Here is a 13334-nt window from a genome sequence, read left to right as displayed (position 1 = left end):
TAGTCACATACTTGTGTATGCTCCTAGGGTCTTGTTTAGCTCGCCGCCTAGCGACAGGCCGAACTATTTAGAGGATTAATATCATTGTATTTTATTTAGGGCTATAAGCAGTGTTGGTGTCGCACACTCGCCTTAGCGATATACTTATGTATGTTTCTAGAGTTTTATTTATCTAATGTGTTTATTCAAAAGCACTATTCATAAACTTAAATGTTGGTGCGGCTTTTTGATACTGGTTAATGAGCGGAACCAGGCGTTTGAAATGTTCGCTGGCACAGTGAATATCGAGCGCTTCTTGATTCGGCCATTCCTCAATAAAAATAAAATGCCCAGGATCTTTTTGGTCAACGTAAAGGTCATAACTGATACACAATGGTTCTTGTTTAGTCGCAGCGACCAATTCATGGTATAACGGCATAACAATCTCAATCGCTTCGTTTTGAATAAAATCTTCCGCAATGACTTTCAACATAAACAGCTCCAGTTGGCTTGTAAGTGCACTGTATATAACAACAGTCATATAACCTTATGTAAATTGAGAATGCAATATCAAATGTTCGTTGAACGATGAAATTTTTTAATGAGTAAATTAATTATTTATCCCATCATTGAAAATAAAAAAAGCCTTGCTAGTTTCCCAGCAAGGCTTAGATATTTAATGTTGTCGCGTGTTAGAAGCTGGCGGGTTTTGCCATTTCAGAGGTTGCGACGTTTGAAGCAACGTGGCCACCTGCGCCACCTTTACCTTCAAAGGTAGAGGCTTCACGCTGGAATTCTGTTATCTCAAATGGCGCAGCAGCAACTGTAGGGGCTGGTGCTTTTGTCATTGGAGAATAAGCATGACGTTTATGTAAGCTGACTGCTGGGCTGCTTGCTACCGTCGCGGGTTCAGCTACAGAAGCAACAGGGTCGATGACTGCCTCGGTTGAAGCCGTGACAGTAACTTGAGAAAGCTGCGCTTCTTCAACGACTTCATTAACCACGTCATTGGCAATAACAGGTGCCGTTTGTTCGTCCACGATAGTAACGTTTTCAACCGTTTCTGTTTGAACAATTTCAACTTGTGGCTCAATAACCTCAGCCACTATTTCTACAGCCTCTTTTACTACTTCGACGGTTTCAACTTCCTGCGTAACGTTAGTTTCATCGGTGGCAATCGGTGTTGATTCAATAATGTGTTCGACAGTAGTTGCTTCGTTAACTAAAGACGTTTCTTCAGTATTAACAGTTTCCACTGGAGTGTCATGCGACTCTTGTTTAACTTCCTCAGCCACGACAGGAGTGACTATCACGCTACTTTGTGACGGGGTAACATTTGTCGTTTCTGCTACAGGAGCATCATTAATACTTTGTTGTTCAAGCATTTCTTCATTAGTGATGATTGCCATGCTTTCTTGTTGAGGCTGGGCAATTGGGTAATGAATAAATACTTTGCCAGACGCCAGCTCAGGTGAGGCAACGGCAGCGATTAATGGCATTGGTGATTTAGTTAGATGGCGTTCATCACGATAACGACGGCGACGTTGCCCACTGACACGTAAGTGACGTGGTGAACGACGTGAGCGTCGTGGAATGATGGTGTCTTGCTTTTCTTCGCCTTCTGCTTGAGTGTTTAACTCTTGCAGGTCGTCAGTTTGTGCGTCACTTTCAACTGGGGTAGTAGGGGCAACGAGTGCTGGTAATGCAGCAACAGGCATTGCCTCCGCGACTTCAGTCACTTCAGCCACTTGTTCGTTGTCTGTTACACGGATTTTTTGTGTCAATTGACGACGTTGGCGACGTGGCGTAACAGGACGTTGTTCTTCTTCCTTTTCAGCCGCATTCTCTACATTGTCTTGCTGAACATCTTGTTGTGATTTAGCAACTTGCTGTTGACGTTTTTCATCTTGACGACGGCGACGTTCAGCGCGTTGTTCACGACGTTGTTGCTGATTATCACGATTCGCATTGTCAGTAGTTTGCTCATCTTGTTGGCTCGTATTTTTGTTATTACGGCCTTTATTGCGAGTGTTCGCATCATCCGATGGCGCATTACGGTTATTGCGATTATCACGGTTATCGCGTGTTTCATTTTCATCGCGGTCACGACGATTATTATTACGACGGTTATTGTTGCGACGATCATTATTACGACGGCGCTCATTATTATTGCGGCTTTTCGGCGCTGGTTTCTCAACCACTTTTTCTTCTTCGCCAAACAGGCCTTTAAAGAATGCCGCAATTTTGCTGAACAGACTAGGGGATGCAGGTTCAGCCACCGCTGATTTAACAGGTGCTTTTGTTGCTGTTTCTTTCGGTTTAACGGCCGTAGATACATCAACAGGTTCTTGCAGTGCAAAAGCTGAAATTGCAGGTTGTTCAGGGACTTTACGCTCAGCGGTAGTTTCATCACTTTGCGTTAAAGTTTCTGTTTCGTGATATTGCGCTAAGTTGTAGCTCAGAGTGTTAACTTCTTCACCCTTACGAATACGGATCACGTGGAAATGCGGAGTTTGCATTTGGTCATTAGGAACAACAACAACACGGACATGGCTTTGGCGTTGTTCGATATCACTGACCGCTTTGCGTTTTTCGTTCAGCAGGTAAGAGGCGATTTGTACGGGGACAATGGCATGCACTTCATGGGTATTTTCTTTCAGTGCTTCTTCTTCAATAAGACGAAGAACAGACAGAGAAAGTGATTCGTTGTCACGAATGGTTCCCGTCCCTGTACAGCGAGGGCACACATGGTGGCTTGACTCACCTAAAGAAGGGCTCAAACGTTGACGTGACATCTCCAATAACCCAAAGCGCGAGATGCGTGCAATTTGAATGCGTGCACGGTCTTGACGTACCGCTTCACGTAGGCGGTTTTCAACTTCTCGTTGATGCCTAACGGGGGTCATATCGATAAAGTCGATAACAATCAAACCACCCAAGTCGCGTAGACGCAATTGACGTGCAATTTCATCAGCCGCTTCTAAGTTAGTGTTGAATGCAGTTTCTTCGATATCTCCACCACGTGTTGAACGTGAAGAGTTGATATCGATAGCGGTCAATGCTTCAGTGGTATCAATAACTAATGCACCGCCTGATGGCAAGCGAACTTCACGCTGGAACGCAGATTCGATTTGTGATTCAATTTGGTAATGGCTAAACAGAGGAACATCACCACTGTAGTGTTTGATTTTGCTTGCAAAATCACCACGACCGATAGCTTCGATATGGTTGCGTGCCATTTCAACAACTTTTGGGTTGTCGATCAGAATTTCGCCGATATCTGGGCGCAGATAATCACGGAATGCGCGGACAATAACGTTACTTTCTTGGTGAATCAAGAACGGTGCAGGGCGATTTTCAGCGGCTTTTTGAATCGCTTCCCAGTGACGTAAACGGTAGAGTAAATCTTGTTGCAGCGATTCTGCCGATTTACCTACACCTGCGGTACGAACGATTAAGCCCATGCCGTCTGGAATTTGTAAAGAAGACAGTGCTTCTTTTAGTTCAGTTCGATCTTCACCTTCGATGCGACGTGAAATGCCCCCCGCACGTGGGTTATTTGGCATTAAAACGAGGTAACTTCCTGCCAAGCTAATGAAGGTAGTTAGTGCCGCACCTTTATTGCCACGCTCTTCTTTATCCACTTGAACGATAACTTCTTGGCCTTCTTTTAACACATCTTTGATGTTAGGACGACCTTGAGAGTGATAGTTGCTTGGGAAATATTCACGAGCGATTTCTTTGATAGGAAGGAAACCGTGTCTTTCAGCGCCGTAGTCAACAAAAGCAGCTTCAAGACTAGGTTCGATACGAGTGATTTTACCTTTATAGATATTGGCCTTTTTTTGCTCATGACCGGGACTTTCAATATCCAAATCATAGAGACGTTGCCCGTCAACAAGGGCAACACGCAACTCTTCCTGTTGAGTTGCGTTTATTAGCATTCTTTTCATGTTATTACTTACTCATTATTTTCTTTTAAATAAAGAGCAGCGAAAGAAAGAGCTACTGTAAACCGATGGCCTCGTGATTTTTACAAAACCGTCTGCCTCGCGGCAGTCGTTCGTATAGAGACGCGCAGTATTCGGTGAACCTGATTTTTAGATTAAAAATTCAGCGTTCTTAATCAGGATGCCGTAAGTTATTAAAGAAAACGGAAGTTCCTAACCCAATAAGCCAAAATTCGTTGCTCGCTAATTTATTTGATGTTGCTAAATGTCTTACGCCATTGCTGCATTGTTACGCCATCAAATAAGAAATCCTATAAAACGTTAACTTTCGTTTTTTAAACATCTCAGCAACTTCATATTATTCCATTGCCATAGCCATTATAGCAAGTCGATACGGAAGTTATATGGAAATTTTATTTAGAAATAGGATAAATCATGCAGAAAATAACCAAATTAAAAAAAAACATAAAAAATTTTGTGGAGTCGGTATGATAGGGAAAGCAAATAAGCGCATATTTTCATCAATTAGAGTTAACGCATTCCCGAATGAATACACAAAATCAAGTTCAATTTATTGACATCAGCGATGACGAAGCTGGGCAACGTATCGATAACTTTTTGCTCACTAAACTTAAAGGTGTGCCAAAGAGTATGATTTATCGCATTATCCGCAAAGGGGAAGTGCGTGTTAACAAGGGGCGGATAAAGCCTGAATATAAATTAGTCGAAGGGGACCAAGTGCGCGTTCCTCCCGTTAGGGTTGCTGAGCGTGAAACCGCACCGGTTTCGGCCAAACTGGATAAAGTCGCTGCATTAGCGAATTGCATTTTATTTGAAGATGACGTTCTCTTAGTGCTGAATAAACCATCGGGAACTGCTGTTCATGGTGGGAGTGGTTTAAGCTTTGGTGTTATTGAAGGTTTAAGAGCGTTACGTCCAGAAGCGCGTTTCCTTGAGTTAGTTCATCGTCTTGATAGAGACACCTCAGGTATTTTATTGGTGGCTAAAAAGCGTTCAGCACTTCGAGCGTTACACGAACAATTGCGTTTAAAACAAATGCAAAAGGATTATTTAGCACTCGTAAGAGGCAACTGGCAGTCGCACATGAAAGTTATTCAAGCCCCTTTACTTAAAAACATTCTACAAAGTGGCGAGCGAGTCGTTAAAGTGAGCAGTGAAGGAAAACCGTCAGAGACGCGTTTTAAAGTGGAAGAACGGTTTGATAATGCAACTTTGGTAAAAGCGAGCCCTGTCACGGGGCGGACACATCAAATACGTGTTCATACACTTTATGCAGGGCATCCTATTGCATTTGATGACCGGTACGGTGACAAGCAATTTGATAGCCAACTGGCAGGGACAGGTTTAAATCGCTTATTTTTGCATGCGAGTGCATTGAAATTTACGCACCCTAAAACGGGTGAAGAGATGCGTTTGCAAGCCCCTTTAGATAACCAATTGAATCACTGCCTAAAAATATTACGTAGCCGTAAAGCAGAAAAGTAAGTCATTTGATTAACTGGCAGGTTTTCCCTGCCAGTATAAAGGATTAATTATCAAATAATGGGCTAACTTGGTGTGGACGTAACATTTCGAGTAATAAAATAAGCGGAAGCCCAACTAACGTATTGGGGTCACGCCCTTCTAAACGCTCAAATAAACTAATTCCTAGTCCTTCTGATTTAAAGCTCCCTGCGCATTGATAAGGTTCATCTTTAAGTAGGTAATTCGTTATTTCTGCATCAGATAGTTGCCTGAAATGAACGTGAAACAATTCACACTGCACATTAAATTTATCTGTTTCAGTATCAAGCAGGCATAGTCCAGTATAAAAAGTGACCTTATTACCTGACGCGGATTTAAGCTGCTGAAAAGCGTTTTCAAAATTATGCGGTTTCCCCATAATTTTATTATCAATAACACAAACTTGATCAGAGCCAATAATCAAGTGCTGAGAGTATTGAGCTGAGAGTGCGTTAGCCTTTGCATGAGATAAACGCATAACTAAAGCCTGAGCCGACTCATTCAAAATGGGGGACTCATCAATATTGGGGGCCACTGCTAAAAAAGGTAATCCCAGTTTTTTTAGTAGGGCTTGTCGGTAGGTTGAAGTTGACGCCAAAATAATCGATTTCATGATTTTTCTCGAAACTCGTAGCCAAAAGGGTTAACTCATTTTAAACTATAAAACGTAAAACCTACGGTTTTTTGGTGAAAAGGCGAGTTTACCCCGCCTTTTTCTTTGACTATAGCTCATTACAAAGTTAATATGCGCGCCTTATGCAAAAGGTAAAATTACCCCTGACTATCGATGCGCAGCGTGCAGCTCAGAAAAACCTCGACTATGTCGGGAGTTATACACCTGAGCAAGTTGCACGTCTTGCAGAATCAGTAGTCAGTGTAGACAGTGATGTAGAAACCGAATTATCATTTAATATTGATAAACAACGTCTCACGGTTATCGAAGGGAAATCCGATGTGGATCTCACCCTCCAATGCCAACGTTGCGGAAAAAATTTCAAGCATCATGCCTACGTATCGTATTGTTTTAGTCCTGTCGTCAATGACGAAAAGGCCGAAGCATTACCGGAGCTCTACGAACCGATTCAAATTGATGAATTTGGTGAAATAGATTTGCTGGGAATGATAGAAGATGAAATAATTCTATCCTTACCAGTTGTTCCGGTTCATGATTCTGAACACTGTGAAGTGTCCGAAGCGGACATGGTGTATGGTGAACTGCCTCCCGAGGCAGAAAAACCAAACCCATTTGCCGTATTAGCCAGTTTAAAGAAAAGTACTTAAGGAGTAAGGTCAATGGCCGTACAACAGAATAAACCAACTCGTTCAAAACGCGGTATGCGTCGTTCACATGATGCACTGACTGCTACCCTAGTTTCTGTAGATAAAACTTCCGGTGAAACTCACCTGCGTCACCATGTGACTGCAGATGGTTACTACCGTGGCCGTAAGGTTATCAACAAGTAATTTGTTGTTACCTTGGCTAATCTAACCATTGCGTTAGATGCTATGGGCGGGGATGTTGGTCCCCGCGTCACGGTGCCTGCTGCATTGCAGGCACTGGCATCTAATCCAGCACTCAAATTACTGCTTGTCGGTCAACCCGAAGCCATTCAACCTTTGCTTGCACACCAAAGTGCTGAGCAAATCTCGCGTGTCGAAATTATTCCTGCGGACGGTATTATCGCAAACGATGCAAAACCATCAAATGCGATAAGACAAAGCAAAGGAACCTCGATGCGAGTGGCCTTAGAGTTAGTGAAGACAGGGCAGGCACAAGCGTGCGTGAGTGCGGGGAATACGGGTGCGCTGATGGGGCTAGCAAAATTAATGCTAAAGTCTATAGAGGGGATTGAGCGCCCAGCGCTAATGACCATCTTACCTAATCAGCAAAAAAGCCAAACAGTTGTGCTAGATTTAGGCGCTAATGTTAACTGTAGTAGTGATATGCTAGTCCAATTTGCCGTAATGGGTTCCGTGATGGCAGAAGAAGTGGTTAACATTTCTAAACCGAGAGTCGCGTTACTGAATATTGGCGAAGAAGAGAGTAAAGGTCTGGATAATATCCGCGAAGCCGCCTCAGTATTAAAAGAAACATCATCAATTAATTACATTGGTTATGTAGAAGGTAACGAATTACTGACAGGTAAAACCGATGTGTTAGTGTGTGACGGCTTCGCAGGTAATGTCTCATTGAAGACGATGGAAGGCGTAATACGCGTCATCCTTTCATTGATAAAATCGACCGGTGATCAACATAAAAAAAGCAGTTGGTTTATGCAACTGGCGAAAAAATGGTTAAAAAAACGTTTAATGAAACGTTTTGGGGACATGAACCCCGACCAGTATAACGGTGCGACTCTGTTAGGATTAAAAGGTATTGTCATCAAGAGTCATGGTGCAGCGAATGAAGGCGCTTTCAAAGCGGCTATTGACCGCGCAGTACAAGCTGTTGAAAAACAAGTCCCAGAAAGAATAACAGCGCGACTAAATATTGTTTTACCCAGGAGTGATCAATAACCTATGGCTATGTACAGTAAAATCTTAGGAACAGGCAGCTACTTACCAGCACAAGTACGTACCAATGCTGATCTGGAAAAAATGGTTGATACTTCTGATGAGTGGATTGTGACACGCACTGGCATACATGAAAGAAGAATTGCCAACGAAGATGAAAGTGTCTCAGTGATGGGTTTTCAAGCTGCCAAAAATGCGTTAGACATGGCGCAAGTCGATGCAACTGACATTGGTTTGATTATCGTTGCAACCACATCAGCAACTCACGCTTTTCCTAGCGCTGCTTGCCAAATTCAACAGATGCTAGGTATTCAAGATTGTGCGGCATTTGATGTCGCAGCAGCATGTGCAGGTTTTACCTATGCGATTAGTATTGCTGATCAATTCGTCAAAACAGGTATGACCAAAAAAGCATTAGTTATTGGTGCTGATGCTTTATCTAAAACATTAGACCCAGCAGATCGTGGCACGATTATTTTATTTGGTGATGCGGCAGGGGCTGTTGTTATCGGCGAATCTGAAGAGCCGGGTATTATTTCGACGCATTTACATGCCGATGGCCGTTATGGGGATTTACTCACATTACCTAATCGTAGCCGTTGCTCTGAAGACCCTGCCTATTTGACCATGACAGGTAATGAAGTCTTTAAAGTTGCAGTGCGCGAATTAGCACATATTGTTGATGAGACACTGGCACAAAGCGGTATAGCCAAAGAAGAACTTGATTGGTTGGTCCCACATCAAGCAAATTTAAGAATTATCTCTGCGACGGCGAAAAAATTAGATATGACAATGGATAAAGTCGTTGTCACATTAGACCGTCACGGTAATACTTCAGCAGCATCAGTTCCTACAGCGTTGGATGAAGCGGTGCGTGATGGTCGTATTCAGCGTGGTCAACTTGTGCTTTTAGAAGCCTTCGGTGGCGGTTTCACTTGGGGCTCTGCATTGGTTCGTTTTTAATTAACTGAGAAAATAGACATGACACAATTTGCTATGGTATTTCCCGGACAGGGTTCTCAGTCTTTAGGGATGTTAGCAGCATTGGCTGAAGAAAATCAGCTTGTTGAGCAAACATTCGCTGAAGCATCGGAAGCATTGGGTTACGATCTCTGGGCGTTAGTACAAAATGGGCCAGAAGAAGAATTAAACAAAACATGGCAAACACAGCCTGCTTTATTGGCAGCTTCTGTGGCTATTTTCCGTGTTTGGAAAGTCAAAAATGGCGCGATGCCTGCGATCATGGCGGGTCACAGCCTTGGTGAATATTCTGCTTTAGTTTGCGCGGGTGTTATCGACTTTAAACAAGCGATTAAACTGGTTGAATTGCGCGGAAAACTCATGCAAGAAGCCGTTCCTGAAGGCACTGGTGCGATGTATGCCATTATTGGTTTGGATAACGAATCAATTGAAAAAGCTTGCCAAGAAGCTTCTCAAGGCCAAGTTGTTTCACCGGTTAATTTTAACTCACCGGGCCAAGTCGTGATTGCGGGTGAAAAAGCAGCAGTTGAACGTGCGGGTATCGCATGTAAAGAAGCGGGGGCTAAACGTGCGTTGCCATTATCTGTTAGCGTCCCGTCTCATTGTGCATTAATGAAGCCAGCTGCTGATAAATTAGCCGAAGCGTTAGAAAAAATTGATTTTTGTGAGCCAGACTATCCAGTTATTAACAATGTTGATGTTAAAATTGAGAAATTGGCACAAAATATTCGTGATGCTTTAGTCCGTCAACTGTATAATCCAGTACGCTGGACGGAAACAGTAGAATTAATGGCAGATCAAGGTGTTGAACATCTTATTGAAGTAGGTCCAGGAAAAGTATTGACTGGTCTTACCAAGCGAATTGTCTCTAATTTAACTGCCGTCGCAGTCAATGATCCTGTATCATTAAGCACTGCTTTAGAAAATAGCTGAGGACGACATGAGCTTTGAAGGAAAAATTGCACTGGTAACAGGCGCGAGTCGTGGAATTGGTAAAGCTATTGCTTTAACATTAATTGCTCGTGGTGCTACCGTTATCGGAACAGCAACCAGCGAAAAAGGCGCAGAAGCCATTACCGCTTATCTTGATGGTAAAGGTAAAGGTTTAGCGTTAAACGTGACTGATGCAGCATCAATCGAAGAAACTTTGACCAAAATCCGTGAAGAATTTGGTGAAATTGATATTTTGATTAATAATGCAGGTATCACTCGTGATAACCTATTGATGCGTATGAAAGAAGATGAATGGCAAGATATTATTGACACCAATCTTTCATCCGTTTACCGTTTGTCTAAATCCGTTTTGCGTGCCATGATGAAAAAACGTTGTGGACGTATTATTTCAATTGCATCCGTTGTCGGTGTGATGGGAAATGCGGGGCAAACTAACTATGCAGCAGCGAAAGCAGGGTTAATTGGTTTTAGTAAATCATTGGCTCGTGAAGTCGCTTCTCGTGGTATCACTGTCAACGTCGTTGCACCTGGTTTTATCGAAACTGATATGACTAAAGCATTGACAGATGAACAGCGTGCAGGCATTTTATCTCAGGTTCCTGCGGATAGACTGGGTGATGCACAAGAAATTGCCAGTGCTGTAGCGTTTTTAGCTTCTGATGAAGCTGCTTACATCACAGGTGAAACATTGCATGTCAATGGTGGCATGTACATGATCTAAAGAAATGATGGAACTATTTGCATTATTAGTGTTATCTAACGCTAAATAATGCAAAATAATAGTTCCAACAGCCGGGATTGGGTTGTATCTTTTCCTGTATTTCATAAACTACGAAAACCATCGCGAAAGCGAGTTTTGATAGGAATTTTAATAGTATGAGCACTATCGAAGAACGCGTTAAGAAAATCATCGTTGAACAACTGGGTGTTAAAGAGGAAGAAGTTGTAAATACAGCTTCATTTGTTGATGACTTGGGCGCTGATTCTCTTGACACAGTTGAGCTGGTTATGGCTCTGGAAGAAGAGTTCGATTGCGAAATCCCTGACGAAGAAGCTGAAAAGATCACAACAGTACAGGCTGCGATTGACTACGTCGAGAACGCATCTAAATAATTGTACGAAAAACTTATCTAGGCGATCACTCGATCGCCTATGTTCCTTTTGTAACTTTTCCCTCCTTGGAGGAAATACGTGTCTAAGCGTCGTGTAGTCGTAACCGGACTGGGCATGTTATCTCCTGTCGGCAACACAGTTGAGTCATCATGGAAAGCTGTTTGTGACGGACAGAGTGGTATCAGCCTAATCGATCATTTTGATACTACTAACCACGCAACTAAATTTGCTGGCTTAGTAAAAGATTTCAATTACGAAGAATTTGGCATCTCCCGCAAAGATGCTAAGAAAATGGACCCATTTATCCAATATGGTATCGCCGCGGGCTTTCAAGCCTTTAAAGATGCTGGATTGGAAGTAACAGAAGCCAATGCTACTCGAATTGGTGCAGCGATTGGTTCTGGTATTGGTGGGTTAGGCTTAATTCAGGACAACTGTGAGTCATTACTGCACGGTGGACCTCGCAAGGTAAGCCCATTCTTCGTACCATCGACCATCATTAATATGGTGGCTGGTCATTTAAGCATTATGTATGGTTTCCGTGGCCCAAGTATTTCAATTGCAACAGCCTGTACATCAGGTGTGCATAATATTGGCCATGCAGCACGTATGATTGCTTACGGTGACGCCGATGTAATGGTTGCAGGCGGTGCTGAAAAAGCGACAACACCACTCGGTGTGGCCGGTTTTGGTGCAGCGCGTGCATTATCGACTCGCAACGATGACCCGCAAGCGGCAAGTCGCCCATGGGATAAAGACCGTGATGGTTTTGTTCTGGGAGATGGCGCAGGTATCATTATTCTTGAAGAATATGAACATGCGAAAGCGCGCGGTGCAAAAATTTATGCTGAAATCGCAGGGTTTGGGATGAGCAGTGATGCTTATCATATGACATCACCACCTGAAAATGGTGCGGGTGCTGCACTTGCGATGGAAAATGCACTGAAAGATGCAGGTATTAAAGCCAGTGACGTGGGGTACATCAATGCTCACGGTACTTCAACTCCTGCCGGTGATTTGGCAGAAGCACAAGCGGTTGTTAATGTATTTGGTGAAGGCACAGAGGTATTAGTCAGCTCAACCAAATCAATGACTGGGCACTTACTTGGTGCTGCGGGCGCTATTGAGTCAATTTTTACCGTTTTGTCATTGTGCGATCAAATTGTTCCGCCAACCATTAATCTGGATAACCCAGATGAAGCGTGCAAACTGGACTTTGTTCCAGGTGAAGCACGTAAAGTTGAGAATATGGAGTTCGCTCTATGTAACTCATTTGGTTTTGGTGGCACCAACGGTTCATTAATTTTCCGTCGTTATCACGGCGAATAATTAATCTATTACCGTTATTAATTAGCCCTAGTCACTTAATGTGGCTGGGGCTTTATTTTGTCCAGTTCTTTGCACAGTTCTTCGCTTTAGTTTATGATAATCCCACTTGATTAATGTCTGATTTATCAGCTTTTATTATAAGTATTATCAATGTCATATTGGGTTAATGGGCAACTTTGCCAGCAAATAAGTGTTACCGATCGCGCAGTCTCTTTTGGGGACGGCTGCTTTACGACCATACATGGCGTTAATCAGCAAGCTAAAATGTTAAATGAGCACATCGCCCGGTTACAGCATGATAGCCAAAGATTAAAAATTGCACAGCCAGATTGGGAAAGCTTGGTAGAGCATCTAAAGCAGATTTGTGCAGAACAAACTCAAGACGAGTTTGTGATTAAAGTCATCCTAAGCCGTGGTGTAGGTGGTAGAGGATATAGCGCGAAAGGTTTTACCTCGCCGACGGTGATAGTCAGTGTTTCTCCCTTCCCAAATAATTATGTTCAGCTACAGTGTAAAGGGGCACGCCTCGTTCTCAGCCAAATTCCGTTAGCTCGTAACCCATTACTAGCAGGAATGAAACACCTCAACCGTCTGGAGCAAGTTCTTATCAAACAAGAGGTTGATGAACTTGATGCAGATGAAGCGATTGTGCTAGACACCGACGGTATTATTGTTGAATGTTGTAGTGCGAATGTTTTCTGGCGAGTTGGGCAAGCAGTATACACCCCAGTTTTATCTCATAGTGGGGTAAATGGATTAATGAGACAAAAGATCATATCACTACTAGAGGATAGCCAGTACCATCTTCAGCAGGTCGAACGCTTTGCTAACGTGTTAACTCATTGTGATGAAGTAATTATTTGTAATACGTTGATGCCAGTTTTACCAGTACAAAGCATTCAAATGAGTCAACAGTGTCCGCCATTGCAATTTGCGTCTCGTGAGTTGTTTGAGTATTTATTTTTGCGTTGCAAAATTTAGTTTTTATAA

General features: G+C 42.9%; 13 protein-coding genes. 10 read left to right on the top strand and 3 right to left on the bottom strand.

All coding sequences use genetic code 11. The features are described from left to right. Positions 1-181 precede the first annotated feature (181 nt). Together PR767_RS09065 and rne are read right to left on the bottom strand one after the other, a co-directional pair. Positions 182-472: a putative quinol monooxygenase gene (locus tag PR767_RS09065; protein ID WP_272520193.1), complete on the bottom strand. Its 291-nt coding sequence runs from the start codon at positions 470-472 to the stop codon at positions 182-184. Between the two features lie 199 nt (positions 473-671). Further along, positions 672-3932 carry a ribonuclease E gene (gene rne / locus PR767_RS09060; RefSeq protein ID WP_272520192.1) on the bottom strand — a complete coding sequence of 1087 codons (3261 nt, stop codon included), beginning with the start codon at positions 3930-3932 and terminating at the stop codon, positions 672-674. Positions 3933-4475: 543 nt separating this feature from the next. Here rne and rluC point away from each other — a divergent pair. Next, positions 4476-5435, top strand: a complete 960-nt coding sequence (rluC, locus tag PR767_RS09055; protein ID WP_109911596.1) for a 23S rRNA pseudouridine(955/2504/2580) synthase RluC — start codon at positions 4476-4478, stop codon at positions 5433-5435. A 43-nt stretch (positions 5436-5478) separates the two neighbouring features. Here rluC and PR767_RS09050 read toward each other — a convergent pair whose 3' ends face one another. Then, complete coding sequence (locus tag PR767_RS09050) at positions 5479-6066, bottom strand: Maf family protein (RefSeq protein ID WP_164528739.1); 588 nt, start codon at positions 6064-6066, stop codon at positions 5479-5481. Between the two features lie 143 nt (positions 6067-6209). On the opposite strand from PR767_RS09050, the gene yceD reads away from it, so the two are divergent. The 9 genes from yceD (at position 6210) to pabC (ending at position 13325) form a co-directional block, all read left to right on the top strand. Beyond that, positions 6210-6734 carry a 23S rRNA accumulation protein YceD gene (gene yceD / locus PR767_RS09045; RefSeq protein ID WP_004911841.1) on the top strand — a complete coding sequence of 175 codons (525 nt, stop codon included), beginning with the start codon at positions 6210-6212 and terminating at the stop codon, positions 6732-6734. A 12-nt stretch (positions 6735-6746) separates the two neighbouring features. Beyond that, on the top strand, positions 6747-6917 hold the full coding sequence (rpmF, locus tag PR767_RS09040) for a 50S ribosomal protein L32 (RefSeq protein ID WP_004253223.1): 171 nt from the start codon (positions 6747-6749) through the stop codon (positions 6915-6917). 12 nt (positions 6918-6929) lie between these two features. After that, the gene (plsX, locus tag PR767_RS09035; RefSeq protein WP_004911832.1) at positions 6930-7970 is read left to right on the top strand and encodes a phosphate acyltransferase PlsX; all 1041 of its coding nucleotides are present in this window, start codon (positions 6930-6932) and stop codon (positions 7968-7970) included. A 9-nt stretch (positions 7971-7979) separates the two neighbouring features. Then, positions 7980-8930: a beta-ketoacyl-ACP synthase III gene (locus tag PR767_RS09030; protein WP_004911829.1), complete on the top strand. Its 951-nt coding sequence runs from the start codon at positions 7980-7982 to the stop codon at positions 8928-8930. An 18-nt stretch (positions 8931-8948) separates the two neighbouring features. Further along, positions 8949-9881 (top strand): ACP S-malonyltransferase, encoded by a 933-nt coding sequence (gene fabD, locus PR767_RS09025; RefSeq protein ID WP_272520191.1) that lies wholly within the window; start codon positions 8949-8951, stop codon positions 9879-9881. 7 nt (positions 9882-9888) lie between these two features. Then, entirely contained in the window at positions 9889-10623 is a 735-nt protein-coding gene (fabG, locus tag PR767_RS09020; protein WP_004253233.1) for a 3-oxoacyl-ACP reductase FabG, read from the top strand. Positions 10624-10778: 155 nt separating this feature from the next. Beyond that, complete coding sequence (gene acpP / locus PR767_RS09015) at positions 10779-11015, top strand: acyl carrier protein (protein WP_004253236.1); 237 nt, start codon at positions 10779-10781, stop codon at positions 11013-11015. A 78-nt stretch (positions 11016-11093) separates the two neighbouring features. After that, the gene (gene fabF, locus PR767_RS09010) at positions 11094-12344 is read left to right on the top strand and encodes a beta-ketoacyl-ACP synthase II (protein WP_272520190.1); all 1251 of its coding nucleotides are present in this window, start codon (positions 11094-11096) and stop codon (positions 12342-12344) included. A gap of 150 nt (positions 12345-12494) precedes the next feature. Beyond that, on the top strand, positions 12495-13325 hold the full coding sequence (gene pabC / locus PR767_RS09005; protein WP_272520189.1) for an aminodeoxychorismate lyase: 831 nt from the start codon (positions 12495-12497) through the stop codon (positions 13323-13325). Positions 13326-13334: the final 9 nt, after the last annotated feature.

The sequence above is a fragment of the Providencia sp. PROV223 genome, assembly GCF_028479245.1.
GTDB classification, from domain to species: Bacteria; Pseudomonadota; Gammaproteobacteria; order Enterobacterales; family Enterobacteriaceae; genus Providencia; species Providencia rettgeri.
Note: the sequence above shows the minus strand (reverse complement) of the source record. Positions and strands in the feature narration are given on the sequence as shown.